Source organism: Thomasclavelia saccharogumia DSM 17460, assembly GCF_000686665.1.
GTDB classification, from domain to species: domain Bacteria; phylum Bacillota_I; class Bacilli_A; order Erysipelotrichales; family Coprobacillaceae; genus Thomasclavelia; species Thomasclavelia saccharogumia.
In genome coordinates this window covers 1-19,225 of record NZ_JMLH01000054.1, presented here as the reverse complement: position 1 = coordinate 19,225, position 19,225 = coordinate 1, and the positions used below count along the sequence as shown (strand labels likewise).

16 protein-coding genes and 1 other annotated feature are annotated in these 19,225 nt (G+C 29.6%); of the genes, 13 read left to right on the top strand and 3 right to left on the bottom strand.

What is annotated here, in order from left to right:
* The first annotated feature begins 753 nt into the window (after positions 1–753).
* Complete coding sequence (gene fic, locus BR82_RS0111220; protein ID WP_027090271.1) at positions 754–1,359, top strand: protein adenylyltransferase Fic; 606 nt, start codon at positions 754–756, stop codon at positions 1,357–1,359.
* 1,389 nt (positions 1,360–2,748) lie between these two features.
* Positions 2,749–3,336: a DUF305 domain-containing protein gene (locus BR82_RS0111215; RefSeq protein WP_027090270.1), complete on the top strand. Its 588-nt coding sequence runs from the start codon at positions 2,749–2,751 to the stop codon at positions 3,334–3,336.
* Positions 3,337–3,363: 27 nt separating this feature from the next.
* Here BR82_RS0111215 and BR82_RS15735 read toward each other — a convergent pair whose 3' ends face one another.
* Both BR82_RS15735 and BR82_RS0111205 read right to left on the bottom strand, forming a co-directional pair.
* Positions 3,364–4,548: an AraC family transcriptional regulator gene (locus BR82_RS15735; RefSeq protein WP_051592820.1), complete on the bottom strand. Its 1,185-nt coding sequence runs from the start codon at positions 4,546–4,548 to the stop codon at positions 3,364–3,366.
* A 98-nt stretch (positions 4,549–4,646) separates the two neighbouring features.
* Positions 4,647–5,648, bottom strand: a complete 1,002-nt coding sequence (locus tag BR82_RS0111205) for a YeiH family protein (protein WP_027090269.1) — start codon at positions 5,646–5,648, stop codon at positions 4,647–4,649.
* Between the two features lie 109 nt (positions 5,649–5,757).
* On the opposite strand from BR82_RS0111205, the gene BR82_RS0111200 reads away from it, so the two are divergent.
* The 11 genes from BR82_RS0111200 (at position 5,758) to BR82_RS0111140 (ending at position 18,870) form a co-directional block, all read left to right on the top strand.
* A complete protein-coding gene (locus tag BR82_RS0111200) occupies positions 5,758–6,624 on the top strand; it encodes a LysR family transcriptional regulator (RefSeq protein ID WP_027090268.1) in 867 nt (288 codons plus the stop codon).
* A 253-nt stretch (positions 6,625–6,877) separates the two neighbouring features.
* Positions 6,878–7,063, top strand: coding sequence for a hypothetical protein (locus tag BR82_RS0111195; protein ID WP_027090267.1), 186 nt, complete (start codon positions 6,878–6,880; stop codon positions 7,061–7,063).
* A gap of 152 nt (positions 7,064–7,215) precedes the next feature.
* Positions 7,216–7,413, top strand: coding sequence for a hypothetical protein (locus BR82_RS0111190; protein WP_027090266.1), 198 nt, complete (start codon positions 7,216–7,218; stop codon positions 7,411–7,413).
* 870 nt (positions 7,414–8,283) lie between these two features.
* Entirely contained in the window at positions 8,284–8,421 is a 138-nt protein-coding gene (locus BR82_RS17365) for a hypothetical protein (protein WP_162832136.1), read from the top strand.
* A 37-nt stretch (positions 8,422–8,458) separates the two neighbouring features.
* Positions 8,459–9,382: a hypothetical protein gene (locus tag BR82_RS0111180; RefSeq protein ID WP_027090265.1), complete on the top strand. Its 924-nt coding sequence runs from the start codon at positions 8,459–8,461 to the stop codon at positions 9,380–9,382.
* A 93-nt stretch (positions 9,383–9,475) separates the two neighbouring features.
* Positions 9,476–10,759 (top strand): trigger factor, encoded by a 1,284-nt coding sequence (tig, locus tag BR82_RS0111175; RefSeq protein ID WP_027090264.1) that lies wholly within the window; start codon positions 9,476–9,478, stop codon positions 10,757–10,759.
* 54 nt (positions 10,760–10,813) lie between these two features.
* Positions 10,814–13,135 carry an endopeptidase La gene (gene lon, locus BR82_RS0111170; RefSeq protein WP_027090263.1) on the top strand — a complete coding sequence of 774 codons (2,322 nt, stop codon included), beginning with the start codon at positions 10,814–10,816 and terminating at the stop codon, positions 13,133–13,135.
* 60 nt (positions 13,136–13,195) lie between these two features.
* Positions 13,196–13,795, top strand: a complete 600-nt coding sequence (gene yihA, locus BR82_RS0111165) for a ribosome biogenesis GTP-binding protein YihA/YsxC (protein ID WP_027090262.1) — start codon at positions 13,196–13,198, stop codon at positions 13,793–13,795.
* 63 nt (positions 13,796–13,858) lie between these two features.
* Positions 13,859–14,698 (top strand): LysM peptidoglycan-binding domain-containing protein, encoded by an 840-nt coding sequence (locus tag BR82_RS0111160; protein ID WP_027090261.1) that lies wholly within the window; start codon positions 13,859–13,861, stop codon positions 14,696–14,698.
* Positions 14,685–15,605 carry a hypothetical protein gene (locus BR82_RS0111155; protein WP_027090260.1) on the top strand — a complete coding sequence of 307 codons (921 nt, stop codon included), beginning with the start codon at positions 14,685–14,687 and terminating at the stop codon, positions 15,603–15,605. The genes BR82_RS0111160 and BR82_RS0111155 overlap by 14 nt, the downstream gene beginning before the upstream one ends.
* Before the next feature lie 22 nt (positions 15,606–15,627).
* Positions 15,628–15,831 (top strand) — a binding site (T-box leader).
* Between the two features lie 417 nt (positions 15,832–16,248).
* Positions 16,249–18,870 (top strand): valine--tRNA ligase, encoded by a 2,622-nt coding sequence (locus BR82_RS0111140; RefSeq protein ID WP_027090259.1) that lies wholly within the window; start codon positions 16,249–16,251, stop codon positions 18,868–18,870.
* Positions 18,871–18,892: 22 nt separating this feature from the next.
* Here the strand turns inward: BR82_RS0111140 and BR82_RS15730 are convergent.
* Positions 18,893–19,225 (bottom strand): transposase (locus tag BR82_RS15730; protein ID WP_034864800.1); only part of this gene is annotated, 333 nt, incomplete at its 5' end.

Below are 19,225 nucleotides of genomic sequence, written 5' to 3'. Positions count from 1 at the left end.
CAGAGATTTCAAATTCATTATCATATTCAATGAAGTCAAAAAAGCGAGCTATACCATCCATATAGTTGATGATAGTTCTTTGAGAAAGATTTCTGATAAGAAGTTCATTTTTAACATCGGTTAAAATAGGATATTGTGCAATTTTGTCATTTATAGATTTAGTATTCATAGTTAATCAGTCCTTTCTGTATAAAATGACAACTAAATTATAAATAAAAAAAGCCATCATAAGAAAGATGGCAAACAAAAAAATATAGAAAATATAAAGAAAGAATTGAACTAACGCGTAGCGTTTTAGTACAATCAAATTAAGAAGGTGATTGCAATGATAAAAATAGATATGGCTCTTTATCAAGAGATAGGAGCAATATTAAAAAGAGAAATAAACAAGACATAAGCTTAGATAACTTATCAAATTTACTAAGCACTTTAAAAAATATGATATTTTGAATATTAATTATTCTAAGGTTATCTATGAAGTTGTAGCAAATACAAATTATCAAAAGGATTCATCTCTAAGAAATCACCATGAAAATGCAGTTTGAAGATTTTTTAAAATATCATAGCATAAATTTAAATGTCTCTGCCCAGTTATATAAAGGGCTCTGCATACTATAATGGTTATGAATATCTGGTGCTCATCAATAATCGCTGTCGCAGTAAACAGCAGAGGGAAACGACTGTGATGAACTTTATCAAGAAGTTGATCCATTTTTTGATAGATAATATCATATATTCACAGGAGGTATAAAAATGGTTTTAAAAAATAAACTCAATATAACTAATTCTGTAGAACTGGCACACATTGAAGAAAAAATAACTAAAAAGAAAGCTTTGGAATTGTTTGAAAAAGGTATTTTAGATACTTTTGAAGTTGGTACTTTTAAAGGATTATCTGCAATTCACAAGTATCTTTTTGAAGACATATATGATTTTGCAGGACAGATTAGAAATATAAATATTGCTAAAGGAAATTTTCGTTTTGCTCCTGTTCTTTATCTTTATTCAGCCTTAGAAAGTATTGATCAAATGTCTCAATCAACATTTGATGAAATCATTGAAAAATATGTTGAAATGAATGTTGCCCATCCTTTTCGTGAAGGAAATGGCAGAAGTACAAGGATATGGCTTGATGCTATTTTAAAAAAAGAAATCGGTTACGTTGTGGACTGGTCAAAAGTTGATAAAAATGAATATTTCCTTGCTATGGAAAGAAGTCCTATCAAAGATTTAGAAATCAAACATCTATTAAAAAATGCCTTAACAGATAAGATAAATGATAGAGAAATCTATATGAAAGGTATAGATGCAAGCTATAATTATGAGGGATATAATTTATATAAAACAGAAGAATTGTAAAACACCTACACAATATAGCATGGAATCTTCGCAAAATTTCTTATCAGAGCTGTTTTAACAAAATCACGTGTTACCAGTATTTCATAATGTAAAGACTATGCCAAAAATTCTTTTACGTATTCAATTTTATCATATAGTACAATCATATTTAGTAAATAATGGTGTGATGGATATTGCTGAACGTCTTGGACATAGCAGAGAAATGGTTGAAAATTACTATTTTTCATATGTTTCCTGAAAAGCAAAACAAAATGAAAAAATTGCTCGACTGAATGGGCTTTGTGGTGTGAAAAGTATTCTTAAAATTTTTTATCTAAAATAAATAGAAAAAAGGTACTAAAAGCCTATAAAATTATTGTAAATATTAAAAAATAGTTTTCTCTTTGTGGACGCTATTATTAAAATAGATGGGATGTTACAATCGTGATAAACCTTGAATTTATTTAACAAATTCAAGGTTTCTTTTACTTTAATATATGAAAATATCGATCAAATAGTTTTTTGATAAATGATTTAGCACACTTAATTAGTTGTTATCATCATATTTTTAGGATCAGTTAAATTACTAACAAAAAGTATATCTAAAATAATACTTACTTGAAATTTTTTAGATAATATTCATCTATATCACATAAATAAATTAACTTTGAAGCAATCAAGAAGATACTATTTTTAGTTGTTTATATAACGGAACAATTACTTATGAAAGTTTTGTCTTGAACACGGCTATCTTTTTTATAATAAATACATCATAGGTTATAAAAACAGGTTAAGAGTTTTTGAAACATTTTTCTCTTGATTTTTTTCGTTATTTTAATTTGCAGTTTTGTGATTTAGGGCAGGAAATCCTACGATCAAATAATTCTTTTATTTTTATTATGTTGCTCCACACGTTGAGCATTTATATCCATTGATTTTTTGTTTCCATCCAGACTCGCTTTGGTTTTGGACCACTGCTGCTTTATAACGGCATCTTAGACTTTGGCTTTTTTACTGAATACGAACTTTTTTTTCGGCATTAATGCTTTACCATCAAGGTTTGTTAAATCTTTCCCACATCTATTACATATTGTCCAATATGTATAGACTTATTGATATTTTTTATCTTCCTAGCAAAAAAATCAAAGAGATATTAATAAAATAATTATATAAATAATCATAAATATGATAAAGCGTCTTTTATTTGTAATATTTTTTTAATGTCTACAAAGCCATATGTTTTTAAACACGTAAAGTTATAATTTTTAAATCTGTTTTGTTCGTTACATAATTGAAATGATTAAAAGTTTAGTTAAGATGAAAACAAACGAAATAATAAGCTGTAGGGGAAGAGCGATATTTGTAACAAATAAATAGAGATAGCATATAAATAAATTAGGAGATGAAACTATGGAACGATCATGTTACCTTGATTGGAACACGCAGATATATTTAAATGAGTATCAGTGTATTCTAGCACAAATGATTGAAAAGATGACTTCTGTACAATTATCATGCAGTATTTCTCATAATTTTATTGTTCAGATGATTCCCCATCATCGGGCAGCTATTTTAATGTGTTGTAATCTTTTAAAATATACGAAAAATACTTATTTACAAGAACTAGCTTTTGGGATTATTAGAGATCAGACAAAAAGTATCGAAAATATGAAAAGTATTTTATGTACTTGTCAAAAGCAAACTAATTGTAAAATGCATTTAAATCAATATCAAGATGAGATAGATGCAATCATGCAAACTATGTTTATCAAAATGTCGGAAAAATCTTTTAATAATAATATTGATGTTGATTTTATTAAAGAGATGATCCCGCATCATGCTGGTGCAATAGCGATGTCAAAAACAACTTTAAAATACGATATTTGTCCAGAATTGAGGCCGATATTAGAGGCAATTATTATATCTCAGTCAAAAGGAATCCAGGAATTGGAAACTTTATTAAGTTCTCTTACTATTGAAAATCACAATTGTGAATAACTTGTGAATATTGTGACAAAATGACGATCATTCGTCATTTTTATATGATGCAGGATCTTGCTGATGATAGACAAGTTTGGAATATTCGCTAGGGGTTAGGTTGAATTGCTGTTTAAATGCTCTTGAAAAATAGTGAATAGAACTAAATCCTAACATATAGGCGATTTCTGTAATCGTATATTTATTTTCTAATAGTAACTCTTTACTGCGTTTTAATTTTAAATTAATAATATAGTTTTTAGGGGCTTTGTTGATATTTGTTTTAAAAAGAGCTTGTAAAGAACTGCGGGAAATAGAAAAATATTCTGTAATATCTTCAATTGATAATGGCGTATTAATGTTATTGTTGATATATGCTAATATTTGTTTAAATAAATTTTCTTGGTATTTTTGAGTGTTTGGAAGTTTAGAGGCTTTTTTTTGAAATTGATTATTTTGTAATAAATGAATGATTATTTCTTGGAGATAACATAACATTAATGTTTTAGAATATATATTTTGTTTATCACTTGTTAAGGATAGCTTATTTAATAAGTTGCGTAAAGTGTCATTAAGATGAAAAATAGTATTTAATAATTTTGAATCATCAGCAATCGACATTTCAAAAAGAATCGTTAAATAAGAGCAGGTTTGATTACTATTAACTTGCTGTTTGTGAAATTGATTTGGGCCAAATATCATTAAATCATTGCTTTGTAGTGTGTAACAGGTATCGTCAATATAATTATCTAGACTTCCATGATCAATGAAAGTAAGTTCATAAAAGTTATGCTGCTCACCTTCAAAATAGTATTTAGGCTTTTTTATGTTATAATAACAGCCAATTATTTGCGGAATCGATAAGATTGGGACGATTGGCTGGTAGACGTATGGCTCCATAAGATTTAAAGCAATAAATTTAGCGTTATTTGGGATGATTAATTTAACTGTTGTTTTTTTGTTATGAGGAATAATATTAAAAAATTGAAAAGGTTTAATAAGTAAATTGAGGCGAATAGCAAATAATTCAAAATCCATTAAATTTTTACTGATTACGATATTTGCTAAATCAGCTGATTCAATGCGCACTTGTTTATTACAATAAAACATGGTAGTTATTATTTGACTGGATAAAGAAATTTCTTTATGGATATATTTATTTTTGGTAGTAAAAGGGTCGTTATATATTGATCCAAATTCTTGAAATTGGATATTTGTAGTTTTGCTAATCATATACCCACCTCCTCTTATATTTTAGTATAAAGTTTAATAAAAATAAATTAAAACAATAAGAAATTATTAAACAAATTAAAATGACGGAAATTCCGTCATTAAAATAAACCAAGTAATGCCTGCATTGATAAACATACAACAGTAATCGCCACCCAACAGCTAAAACCAAGCAGTATTGGTTTACCACCACTTCTTATTAATTTTACAATATTAGTATTTAGACCAATAGCACTCATTGCCATGATAATAAAGAATTTACTCAAATCTTTGATTGGTGCCGTAATACTAACAGGTAGATTAAAAACAGTAGTAATAATTGAAGCTAGGACAAAAAATAAAATAAAGTAAGGAAAAATCTTTTTTAGATCAACTTTGCTGCTTTTTCCATTATCACGAGTACGTTTAAGCGCTAGAACTAAAGTAATTGGAATGATTGCTAAAGTTCTTGTAAGTTTAACGATCGTAGCATGATCTAATGTATTGCTGCCATGAATACCATCCCAGGCTGTAGCAGTAGCAGTAACTGAAGAAGTATCATTAACAGCACTTCCAGCGAATAATCCAAAACCATCGTTTGATAATCCTAAAATTCCTCCTAAAGTTGGGAAAATCAATGCTGCGAGAATGTTAAAAAGAAAGATTACAGAAATTGCTTGAGCAATTTCTTCATCATCAGCTTCAATTACTGGCGCTGTCGCTGCTATCGCTGATCCGCCGCAAATTGAAGAGCCAACGCCAATCAAGGTGGCAATCTTTGAAGGTATTTTTAACAGTTTACATAAAACAAAAGCAACTACCAGTGAAGTTGTGATGGTTGAAAGAATAATTGGTAATGATGAACTGCCAATTTTTAAGATGTCCTTTAAGTTCATCCCAAATCCTAATAGAATAACTGCATATTGTAAGATCTTTTTAGAAGTAAAAGTAATCCCCTCTTGAACTTTACTTTTATCTTTTAAAAAGCAGGTAATGATCATTCCCATTAAAATTGCAAAAACTGGACCACCAACTAAAGGAAACATTTTACCTAAATAATAAGCAGGTAAAGAAATAATTAGACATAAAATTACACCTAAAAAGCTATTTTTAATTTTAATCATACAAATCTCCCTTCTGATCGATAATATTATACATGATTAAAACAATAAATAAAAATTATATATATTTATATAACGATAAAAAAATGTTATTATTAATCAGGGTGATAAAATGCTGGATTTTAGAATCGATACATTTTTAGCTGTATGCAAGTTTATGAATTTTACTAAAGCTAGTCAATATTTGAATATTACACAACCGGCAGTATCTAATCATATTCATTATCTTGAAAGTTACTACCAGATTAAATTATTTTATTTTCTAGGTAAAAAAATGCAATTAACAGATGAAGGAAAAATCTTATTAGAATATGCCCGAACTTTAAAACATGATGATATCTTTTTAAAAAGAAAATTTAATGATATGAAAATGAAACAAGAATTGATTTTTGGAGCAACATTAACAGTTGGAGAGTATATGATGCCAAAAGTTATTGATAATTTTTTGAGTAATCAAGATAATATGGTGTTAAAAATGGAAGTGGCAAATACTAAGGAATTATTAAATTATATTAATGATGGGAAAATTGATTTTGCTTTAGTAGAAGGATATTTTAATAAGTTAGAATATGATTATTTATTTTATTGTAAGGAACGTTATGTATGTGTAGCTGCAAATGATTTTGAGCTAGATGTAGTTAAAAATATAACCGAGCTTTTTAGTTATAATCTGATTATTCGTGAAACTGGTTCAGGCTCAAGAGAAATACTTGAACGGTATTTAGGAGAATGTAATTTAAGTATTAATGATTTTATTAATTTGATTGAAATCAGCAATATTAACACAATTAAACAGTTAGTTAAAAATAATCATGGAATAACTTTCATGTATCGTATTGCTGTTGAAAAGGAAATAAAATTAGGTTTATTAAAGGAAATAAAAATAGCTGATTTATCAATGGAACATGATATTAACTTTGTTTGGCGCAAAAATAGTGTTTTTGTTGATTATTATCAACAGTTATTTAAATTGTTTTAAAAATAAAATTATTTCTTTTCTAGATAGATCTTATGATAAATCGTGTATTAGATTTACGTAGAGGATATCGTTATGTATGCAATTTTATGATATGTAATGAGACTTTTTTTGATATCATAAAAACATCTAGAAAGGAAGGAAAAAGTGTTATATTTCAAGTTTAATTACTAATAAGTATGATTCAGCACATAGTTTTTGTAGAGAATATTTAAAAATAAGTGGTGAGGGAATCAATGAGGATGCGATCCAAAATATGGAAAATCGTCTTTCACAAATTAAAAAGGGTACAAAAACAATTCAAATTTACGATCTACCTATTTTTTCTAAGTTACTTGATGTTTCTTTTGAACAAATATTTAGTGCTGGAAGTTGTGACGTTCAAAAAAGTCAAAGAGTAACAAATTATGCTATTGCTCAATCACATAATAAAAAAGAATGATTTACTTATATAGAAAGAGATGATGAGCAGATTTTTTAATGTTGACGAATATAAAAAAACAGTACTTGAATATGCTATTGAGTTCAATAATTATGATTTTATAAAATTTTTTATTGATAATAAATATATTTGGTTTGATAGTGGCGATAGCAATGACTATGGGACAACTTTTGGGGCTGGAACCAGTATCCCCAAAACAGAAATTAAAGAACATGGTAATGAGTGTTTTAGTTATATACACCAATTTATTTACAATCTCAGATCAGGTCAGAAAAGATCATATTGCACTTGCTGTTGATAATGATGATTTAAAAATATTGGAAAAGCTAAGAGCAAGAGAATTAACATAATTGTATTTATAAGTAAAAGGGTATTTTCCTCTTTTTCCAGAAATTAATCATCAATATGAAAAGGCAATGGTACAGCATATTGCGAAGTAGAGTGATAAAATACTTGATTATTTTACAGAACCGTTTGAAATCAACAAGAATGGTAATAATATATCAGAACTTTTAGATATGTTGATCATGAATAACAGTCCATTTAAAAAAATCGATAAAGTATAATGAAGAAACTTATAAAAAATTAACATCTGTTATAAAACAAGCAGTTCAAACTGATTGTTATTATGATATTGCTGGCTGGAAAAGTGAGGCTTTCTTTTATGAGAATGGTAATTTTGTTGGTTTTCGAGATATCAATGATAGGACAGGGATTGGAACTAATATTATAAATGTAACTAAGAAATCAAAAGATAGTCAGATAAATGTTGATATCTCAAATCTGGTATTTGCTGTTTTTGGTTTTTTCATTCCGCTTGTAGGACTGATCTTATACCTTATTTATGAAGATAAAAAGCCACAAAGAGCTAAAACTGCTGGTAAAGGGGCATTGATAGGTTTTATTATAAAAGGAGTGTTAGTGATAATATTGGTAATATTTTATATTACTACTATGGTGAACTTATTCAACAGGATTTGATAGTTTAAGTGTTGGATCAAGAATTTATCAATTTTCGATAAATTCTTTTTATATTATATCTTTTAAATAGATCAATAAATAATCGACTTGTTGAAAAAGATGATATTGATTTTATTTAGTGAGAAAATAGTATTTTTGTAGATCGTTATTAGTAATTGTTTAGTTAGTCAAAAAAATAAATTGTTTTCATTGCAAAATATTTACGGCTTGTTATAATAGTGTTTTGAGGAGTGATAGTTATGCCTTTGACAGATGATGATTTTTTTAATGATAGTAAATTGGAACTTTATAATGAAGTAATTAAAAGTTTACATGAACAAGAAGATGATGGTACTGACGAACAGGAGTATCAGCTTGATTTAGAAGATGAAGAGTAATGATGTATCTATGATACATCATTTTTGAGGAGAATGTATGATTGAAGAATATATTGCTAATAGTCAGTTTCAAGATGCACTAGAGCTGCTTACTGATCTTGATGACGAAATGGTTCGCTATCAAAGATTAGTATGTTTATATGGCTTAGGTGAATATCAGGCAGCTAGAAGTGAAGGAGTGCTAGCAAAGGCAAAAGCTGGTAATACATATTATGATGTTATTAGTATTTATGTTGCAGTTTTAAAAGAGTTAGAGGAATTTGAAGAGGCAATCAATATTATTGTTGAGGAACTGTCGATGCCTTATATTCCTTATGAATATGAGAGTGTTTTTAATGCGGCTTATGATGAGCTTTTATTAGCTAAAAGAGAAGCTAATGAAGGAATGGAACGTCATAATAATGCTTTTAGTTTAGAAGATATGGAAAATATTTTAATGAAAGATATCTTAAATGAAGATCTTTTATATATGGCAATCGAACAAATGGAAGGAATGAATATTCGTCGTCTTTTACCAGCAATCAGAAAATTTTTAAAGGATGATGATAAACCTGATTTTGCTAAAAGCATGTTGATTGAATTAATGATTGATCAAGAAATCGATGAAGAAATGATTCTTACAAAAAATGGAATCGAATATGAAATTAATCCTAGTTACGCACCATTGGTATTGAATCAGGAAGTTGGTGAAATGATCTTAGCTTTATTAAGTGATGCAATCGAAGATGAAAATCCATCTTTATTTAATTTATGTGAGCAGTTTTTAAATTTTTATTTATATTTGATATATCCTAAGTTTATTGATGAATATGATTATCGATCAATTGCTGGAGCGATTCATTATCATTTGGCTTCGATGCAGTATATTAATCTAGAATTAGATGATGTTGAACTGCTTTATAACTGTGATAAAGAAGAAATCTTAGAAAAATTAAATGAAATTAAACAAATTGAATATTAAAGTCACAAAAATTGGGATATTAATGTTCAAAAAAGTTGAATTAATGAAATTGTTAGTATATAATACGTGATGAAACTAAAGAAGGAGAATTGTATGAAAATCAATAATAAAAAATTAGAGAATGCCATCGTTGAATTAACAGTAGCATTCGATGTAGAAGAATGGAAAGAAACTCAAAAAAAAGCATTAGACAAATTAGCTAAAAAAGTAAAAATTGATGGATTTAGACCAGGTAAAGCACCAGTTGCAATGGTTAAAGCTAGAGTATCTAAAGCTAGTATTTTAGAAGAAGCGACTGATATGATTTTACAAGCTAATTTTGTTAAGATTTTAGATGAGGCTAAAGTTGAACCAATTGCACAGCCAGCTTTAAGTATCGATAAAGTAAATAAAGATGAATTGGAAGTTAAGATCTTAGTACCAGTTAAACCAGAAGTTGAACTAGGTGAATATAAAGGATTAGAAGTTAAGAAAACTCGTGTAACTGTAACTAAAAAAGAAATTGAAGAGCAATTAGCAAATTATCAAAGCCAATTTGCTGAATTATCTGTAAAAGAAGATGGTAAAGTTGCTAAAGGTGATACAGCAGTAATTGATTTTGAAGGATTTGTTGATGGTGTTGCTTTTGAAGGTGGAAAAGGTGAGAATTATCCATTAGAAATTGGAAGTGGCGCATTTATTCCTGGATTTGAAGATCAATTAATTGGAATGGGTGTTGATAAAGAACAAGAAATTAAAGTTACTTTCCCAGAAGATTATGGAGCTGCAGATTTAGCAGGAAAAGAAGCAGTATTTAAAGTAACTGTACATGAAATCAAAGAAAAACATTTACCAGAAATCGATGATGAATTAGCTAAAGATGTTAATATTGATGGTGTTGAAACTTTAGATCAATTAAAAGATCATATCAAAGCTAATATTAAATCTCGTAAAGAAAATGAAAGTGAACAAAAATTCATGGATGATATCTATAACGCATTGATTGAAAATTCAAAAGTTGAATCTAGCGAAGCTTTATTGAATCAAGAACAAGAAATGATGTTACAGGAAATTGAACAAAATTTACAAAGACAAGGTTTAAATTTTGAAGTATATGAACAATTTACTGGTAAAAATAAAGATGCTATCAAAGAAGAAATCAAACCTCAAGCTGAACAACGAGTTAAAATAAATGCAATTTTAGCAGCTATCGTTGAAGAAGAAAAACTAGTTGTTAGCAATGAAGAATTAGAAGCTGAATTACAAAAAATCGCGGATTATTATAAAAAGGAATTAGATGAAGTTAAAAAGATTTTTGAAGGAAATATGAGCCGAATCGAAAATGACATTTTAACTCGTAAAGCTATCGATTTAGTAAAAGACAGCTTAAAGAAATAGTGCAAAGAGACGCTCATGCGTCTTTTTGTGAAATAAAAGATAGGAGGAAGTAAAGTGAACGAACAGACTGTATTAAATTTACCGGTCGTTTGTACTCGAGGCATGATTGTTTTTCCTGAAAACAAATTGACCTTAGATGTTGGACGTCCTATGAGTTTAAAAGCACTTGATTTAAGTACTAAAGAGCATGATAACAACATTATTTTTGTCTCTCAAATCAATCCTTTAGTGGATAATCCTTCTTTTGACGATGTGTATCATATAGGTACTGTTTGTAAGATTGATCGTAAAGTACGTCGTGACAGTTCTGGAACGGTTAAGTTGACGGTAGTTGGTGCCAAAAGAATAAAGTTAGAAAATTTTATTGAAAAAGAAGGAACTATTTATGCAACCGCAACTATTCTTGAAGATGAATTTGGTGATCAAAATGAGGAAGTAGCATTAGTTCGTAAAACGACTTCTTATTTTGAACAAGCAAGAAGAAGTATGCCAAATATGCCGCTTGATTCAATTAATCGCTTAACTAGTGGTGTATCTGCTAGTGTTTTAGCGGATACGATTGGTCAATATTTGCCAGTTGATTTTAAACAGAAACAAAAAATATTAGAAACTGTTAATATTAATCAGCGTTTATTATTAGTTATAAGTTCAATTGAATCAGAAAAAGTAATCGGTGAAATTGAAGAAACAATTAATCGTAAAGTACGTGAAAGTATTGATGAAAATCAGCGTGAGTATTATTTACGCGAAAAATTAAGAGCAATTAAAGAAGAATTAGGGGATAGTGTTCCTAAAGAAGATGATGCTGAAACGATTCGTGAAGAATTACAAAAGCATCCTTATCCTCAATATGTCAAAGATAAGATTGAAGAGGAATTAAAAAGATTTGAAACGATGCCGGCTGCTTCATCTGAAGCTAATGTAGTAAGAACATATATTGATTGGATGCTAAAAGTACCTTGGTATCAAGAAACCAAAGATGTTGAAGATATTCAAAAAGTTGAAGACGTTTTAAATGCTGACCACTATGGTTTGGAAAAAGTCAAAGAAAGAATTGTTGAACACTTAGCTGTAAAACAAATGACACAAAATTTAAAAGCGCCGATCATCTGTTTAGCTGGACCGCCAGGTGTTGGGAAAACATCACTTGCTAAAAGCATTGCTCGAGCATTAGATCGGAAATTTGTCAAAGCCTCTTTAGGTGGTGTTAAAGACGAAGCTGAAGTTAGAGGACATCGTCGTACTTATTTAGGATCAATGCCAGGAAGAATTATTCAAAGTATGAAAAAAGCCGGTGTTGTAAATCCTGTTTTCTTGTTGGACGAAATTGATAAGATGTCAAGCGATTATAAAGGTGATCCAACTAGTGCAATGCTGGAAGTACTTGATCCTGAACAAAATAGTCAATTTTCAGATAATTATTTAGAAGAACCTTATGATTTATCAAAGGTATTGTTTATCGCAACAGCTAATGATTTAGGAAATATTCCTGCGCCACTGCGTGATCGTTTGGAAATTATTGAACTATCTTCATATACAGAACACGAAAAATTAATGATTGCTAAAAACCATTTAATCAAGAAACAATTAGCAATTCATGGGTTAAAAGCGGAACAATTAGTTTTTGAAGATGATGCTTTGATGAAAATAATTCGTCATTATACTCGTGAAGCTGGAGTTCGTGATTTAGAAAGATTAATTGCAAAAGTTTGCCGTAAAGCAGTTTTGGTTATTTTAAAAGATAAAGAAAAGAAAATTACTGTTGTTGCCAGTGAGCTTGAACAATATCTTGGTAAAGCTCCATTTGAACATACTAAGATGTTAGATCATAGTGAAATTGGGGTTGTTACCGGAATGGCATATACGCAATTTGGTGGCGATATTTTACCAATTGAGGTTAATCATTTCCAAGGTTCTGGTAAATTTATTATTACGGGACAATTGGGTGATGTGATGAAAGAGTCAGCGTCAATTGCCTTAGATTATATGAAAGCTAATAAAACAAGATATGGTCTTGAGGAAATTGCTTTTGATAAAGAAGATATTCATATTCATGTGCCTGAAGGAGCTGTTAAAAAAGATGGACCTAGTGCGGGGGTAACATTAACGACAGCAATCTATTCAGCGTTTAAGAATAAACCAGTGCGTAACGATGTTGCGATGACAGGCGAAATTACTTTAAGAGGTAACGTTCTACCAATTGGTGGTTTAAAAGAAAAATCGATTTCTGCTCATCGTTCAGGAATTAAAAAAATCATTATTCCTAAAGATAATGCTAAAGATATCGATGATATTCCAAAATCAGTTCAAAATGATCTAGAAATTGTCTTAGCTGATCATATTGATACGGTTTTAGAACATGCACTTGTTAAATAAAAGGGTTAAAAAAATTAACCCTTTTTCTTATCTTGTGGTACAATAGAAAAGGTGATAAAAATGGTTAAAATAAAAAAAGCACAGTATGTCCTTTCAGCTGCCTGGAAAAGTCAGTGGCCTCAGGAAGAATATCCTGAAATGTGTTTGGCAGGTCGTAGTAATGTTGGAAAAAGCAGTTTTATTAATGCAATGTTAAATCGTAATGGTTTAGCTAAAGTATCTAGTACTCCTGGAAAAACAAAAACATTGAATTTTTTTAATGTTAATGATGCTTTATATTTTGTTGATGTGCCAGGTTATGGTTATGCTAAAGTAAACAATAACGTTACCAAACAGTTTGGTAAAACAATGGATGAATACATTGCTATGCGATCAACTTTAAAAGGTTTTATTTTATTGGTTGATTATCGTCATAAACCGACTAAAGATGATATAGCGATGTATGAGTTTGTAAAACATCATGATCTTCCAGTAATGGTCGTGGCTACTAAGGAAGATAAACTGAAAAGAAATGATTTAAAGAAAAATGAAAAGATTATTAAAGAAACATTAGGATTTCATCCCGAAGATAAGTTTATTCGTTTTTCAAGTTTGAAGAAAAAGGGAATTGAAGAAGCTTGGAATGTTATCTATGAATTATGTGATCTTGATTTTAATTAGACAGTTTGACTGTCTTTTTTCATATTTTTATATTTTTTGCATATAGTTTGATGGGAGGTAAATATGCAAAAGATATATTTTGAAAAATGGGTTGATTTGAATCATCAGTTAAAAGAGTTATTATCATTATCAGTTGATGAATCGATCAACTACAAAATTGAAAATGTTGGTGTTAGAGCGATAGGAAGTTTAATTGTAAAAGGGGAATATAACGAAAACAAAAAATTTGAAGAAAATATTGAAATGGACGTTTTAGCTACTTTTGATAAGATCGTTGATCAGCGGGATTTTAATATTAAAGTTGAAGATTTTGATTATTTCATTAAAGATGGTGATGTTCAAATTAAAATTGAAGTTGGAATTCATGGAGTAGTTGAAGGTGAAGATCGCTATGTAAGAGATGAAAATTTCAAAAAAGAAGATCCTTTAGAAGAAATTGAAAACTTGATTCGTGATGAAAAAACGACTGAAACAGTTATGCCGGTAAAAGAACCAGTTAGAGAAGAGATAAACGAAAATGAAGCAGTTATGGAAAAGCCGGTAAAACAAGTAGCTCCGGTAAAAAATATTGAGAAAACAGAACCTGTTTATCAAGAGGCTAAAATCGTTGATGCTACAATGATTCCAGAAACTAAAGAAGCTCTGGTTACCAAGGAGGCAGCTATAGCCGAGGAAATCAGCGAACAGTTACAAGAAAAAGTTTATCCAAGCAAATCACGACCAATCTTCCAGGATACAGCTGATAGTGTGGGAACTTATTATTTGTATATTGTTAAAGAAAATGACAGTTATAGTGAAGTGGCATCCCGTTATAATGTCGATGAAAATGCAATTCGTAATTATAATCAGGATAAAGCTTTACAACCTGGCAGTGTTTTAATTATTCCTTATGTATGTCAATAAAGTAATCGAAGAAGCTTATTCACTAGAGGTAATTGGTTATATTAAAGTATCTAAAAAAGTATATAAAGTAAAATGTAAAGAAGGATTTTTTTGTTTAAAGTTTGTTGAAGATAATAATTTATCTGTCATATTGGATCATATAGAAAGTTTACATTTGAAGTGCTTTTTGCCTGTAATTAAAAATTCTCATCATCAGATATTAACAACGTGTGATGATAAAATATTTTATCTTAGTCCCTGGTTAGTGAATGATAATGCAATCATAAAAGAGCTAAAATTAAAATTTTATTATGAATGTCTAGCTTATCTTCATTCAAGTTCTTTTTTTAATTATAGTGTTTCAAAGAGTTTTTTTAAGCGTCAAATCGAAGATATCAATAAAATTATTCATGAACGACAAAGATATTATAGTGAATTGATGAATAATTTTGAGGTTTTATCATATCGTAGTCCTACGGGCTGGATGTTTGTTTTAAATTATCAGCGCATTGAAGCTTGTTTGCAAAATGCGTTAGAATTTTTAGGAAGTTATGAAAATTATGTTTGTAATCTAGATACTCTTAGATTATGTTTAACTTATAATAATTTTAATTATGATCATATTATGATGAAAGAAAGTAAATTGATTTCGATTGATCATATTAAAATTAATTTATGTATTTATGATATTTATAATATGTATCAAAAGATACCAGAACTTATATTTGATTTTGATGTGATCTTAGATAGTTATTTTTGTAAATTAAAATTATTAAAGGAAGAAAGATTATTATTACAGTGCTTACTTCATGTTGTTCCGATAATCAAACTAGAACATGATGAAATTAATAATATTATTATGATGTCAAGGCTGTTGTATTATTTAGATTCAATTTCTTCATTGAATAAAAAGCTTTCAATTGACTAGTAGATGAGATTTTGTTAGAATGGTTTTAGCAATGATCAGGAGGAGTAGATCTTGATGCTTGATAGAGAGTCCTTGAGGGTGGAAAGAGGATAAGATAAGAGTTTGAAGGTAGCCTGGGAGCATGTTTATTGAAAGTTAGTAGATAAACACGTATAACTGCGTTAAAGTTTAGAGGCATAAAATTATTATGCAAAGTAAGGTGGTACCACGAGCATTCGTCCTTATGACGATGCTTTTTTATTTTTAGAGAAAATATGGAATAGATGGGGATCGTTTTATCGCAACATGTATTTTTTGTTTGGTGAAAGAATGTTTGAGATTAATAAGCTGCAACAATGCAGCGTCATGAACATAATCGTGTCAAATATCGTTATTTTATAAATGGATTGTTTGATGAAATTCCTGTGATAAGCTTATTTATGCTGTTATATATTTATATAATGGTAAAAGAAGCTTTTGGGAGTAATTAGTATTGATGATTAAAAATGATGGAGAAATTGAAATAGATGATGATAGTGATTATGGTCGGGAGATTATACAAGTGCATTGATCTCAATGCTGAAAGCTTCAGAAATTATATTAAAAACAGGTGAATTTATTAGAAAAACAAAAAAAGATTTTATTAATATGGAGGTAGTTAGTGATGAGTAAACAGTTAGAACCAAAATATAATCATCGTAAGGTTGAAGAAGGAAAATATCGTCATTGGATCGATAAGAAATATTTTGAAGCAGGAGATACGAGTAAAAAACCGTATGCGATTGTAATTCCACCACCTAATGTAACAGGGAAATTGCATTTAGGGCATGCCTGGGATACAACTTTACAAGATATGATCATTCGTTATAAAAGAATGCAGGGATATGATGCCTTATGGCTTCCAGGAATGGATCATGCGGGAATTGCTACCCAAGCAAAAGTAGAAGCTAGGATGCGTGAAGAAGGTGTTTCTCGCTATGATTTAGGGCGTGAGGGATTTTTAGAAAAAGCCTGGTCATGGAAAGAAGAATATGCGTCAATTATTCGCTCACAATGGGAAAAATTAGGGTTATCTCTAGATTATTCAAAAGAACGTTTTACTTTAGATGATGGTTTAAGTGATGCTGTTAAAGAAGTATTTGTTAAGTTGTATAATGAAGGTTTGATTTATCAAGGAAAGAGAATTATTAACTGGGATCCTGTTCAAAGAACAGCTTTAAGTAATATTGAAGTAATTCATAAAGAAATTGAAGGCGCAATGTATTATTTTAAATATCAGATCGTTGATAGTGATGAACAATTGATCATTGCTACGACACGACCTGAAACAATGTTTGCTGATCAGGCAATTTTTGTCCATCCTGATGACAAAAGATATACCCACCTAGTTGGTAAGAAAGCTATCAATCCTGCTAATGGAGAAGCTTTACCAATCATGGCAGATAGCTATATTGATATGTCATTTGGGACAGCTGTTATGAAATGTACACCTGCTCATGATCCTAATGACTTTGCATTAGCGAAAAAATACAATTTAGATATGCCGATTTGTATGAATGATGATGGAACGATGAATGAATTGGCTCATAAATATCAAGGAATGGATCGTTTTGAGTGTCGAAAAGCTTTAGTAGCTGATTTTGAAGCTGCTGGAGTCGTTGATCATATTGAAAAACATCTCCATCAAGTAGGACATTCAGAAAGAAGTAATGCGATTGTTGAACCATATTTATCAAAACAATGGTTCGTTAAAATGAAACCATTGGCGAAAGCGGCTTTAGATAATCAATTAAAAGATTCTAAAGTTAATTTTGTACCTGAACGTTTTGAAAAAACATTCAATCAATGGATGGAAAATATTGAAGACTGGTGTATTTCCCGGCAGTTATGGTGGGGGCATCAAGTACCAGCCTGGTATCATAAAGAAACCGGTGAAGTATATGTAGGTAAGTGTGCTCCTGAAGATATTGAAAATTGGGTTCAGGATGAAGATGTTTTAGATACCTGGTTTTCTAGTGCTCTTTGGCCATTTTCAACTTTAGGCTGGCCAAATACTGATAGTGAACTATTTAAACGTTATTTTCCAACTAATACATTAGTAACAGGTTATGATATCATTTTCTTTTGGGTAAGTAGAATGATTTTCCAATCACTACATTTTACTGATCAAAGACCGTTTGAACATGTTTTGATTCATGGTTTGATTCGTGATGAACAAGGAAGAAAAATGTCTAAATCATTAGGTAATGGTGTTGATCCAATGGATGTTATCGATGAATATGGTGCTGATACATTACGTTTCTTCTTGACAACTAATTCTGCACCAGGGATGGATCTACGCTATATTCCGGAAAAACTTGAAGCTTCATGGAATTTTATTAATAAGATCTGGAATAGTGCAAGATTTGTCTTGATGAATATTGATGAATCAATGAAGTATGAAGATCTTTCATTTGAGAATCTTAATTTATGCGATAAATGGATCTTAAATCGTTTAAATGAAGTTATTCGTGAAGTTGATATCAACATGGATAAATTTGAGTTTGTTAATGTTGGAAGTGAATTATATAAATTTATCTGGGATGATTTTTGTTCTTGGTATATCGAACTTACTAAAGTTCATTTAAACAGCGATAACGCTATAGAAAAACAGGCTAGTTTGAATACTTTAGTTTATGTTTTAAATGCCATCGTTAAGATGTTACATCCATTTATGCCATTTGTAACAGAAGAAATCTTCCAGGCAATTCCACATCTTGAAGAATCTATCTGTATTGCTTCATGGCCAAAAGTAAATAATGAATTTAATGATGCGACAATTAATGATCAATTTACATATTTAATTGATATTGTAAAGGGTATCCGTGAAATTAGAACGCAGTATACAATTAAAAATGCAATTGAAATAGCTTATTCGATTGCAACAAAGAATGCAGCTTTAGAAACATTGATGGATCAATGTTTGCCATATATTAAAAAATTATGTAATGCTCGTTGTCTTGGTTATAATCTTGATGCTGATGGTGAAGTAGCTAATATTACGATCAAGGGCGGAAATTCATTATTGGTAGAATTAGGTGATTATATTGATAAAGAGGCTGAAAAAGAAAAATTGTTGGCACAGTTAAAGAAGCTTGAAGGTGAAATCAAACGTTGTCAAAATATGCTTTCAAATGAAAAGTTTACATCTAAAGCACCTAAAGAAAAAGTCGCTTTAGAAAGAAGTAAATTAGCTGATTATCAATCAAAATATGATGCTGTAAAAGAAAAATTAGCGATGATGTAAAACTGTTGAAATTTTCAACAGTTCAGGGTGTTGACAAAAGAGTGGTATAAAAACTAATTTTAATGTTTTTATACCACCTTTTTTGTTTTTTTGATATATTGTTTAATTTTATCACTTTATTTTCTTCGCTTTTTTCCTGTTTTAATAGCTTCTCTTTCTTATCTCTCCACAGCCATCTTGCCATTTTCCTTAAATTATGGCACGCAAAAATGAGCACTGCCTGCTGTCCGTTTTTTCTCAGTCCTCTTACCCGCGTATATCTTAAATTATGTTTCTCCTTACATTCCCCAAATACTCGTTCTATACTTTCTTTTCTTATTGGGTATATTTCTTTCCATTCCTCCGTATATCTTGT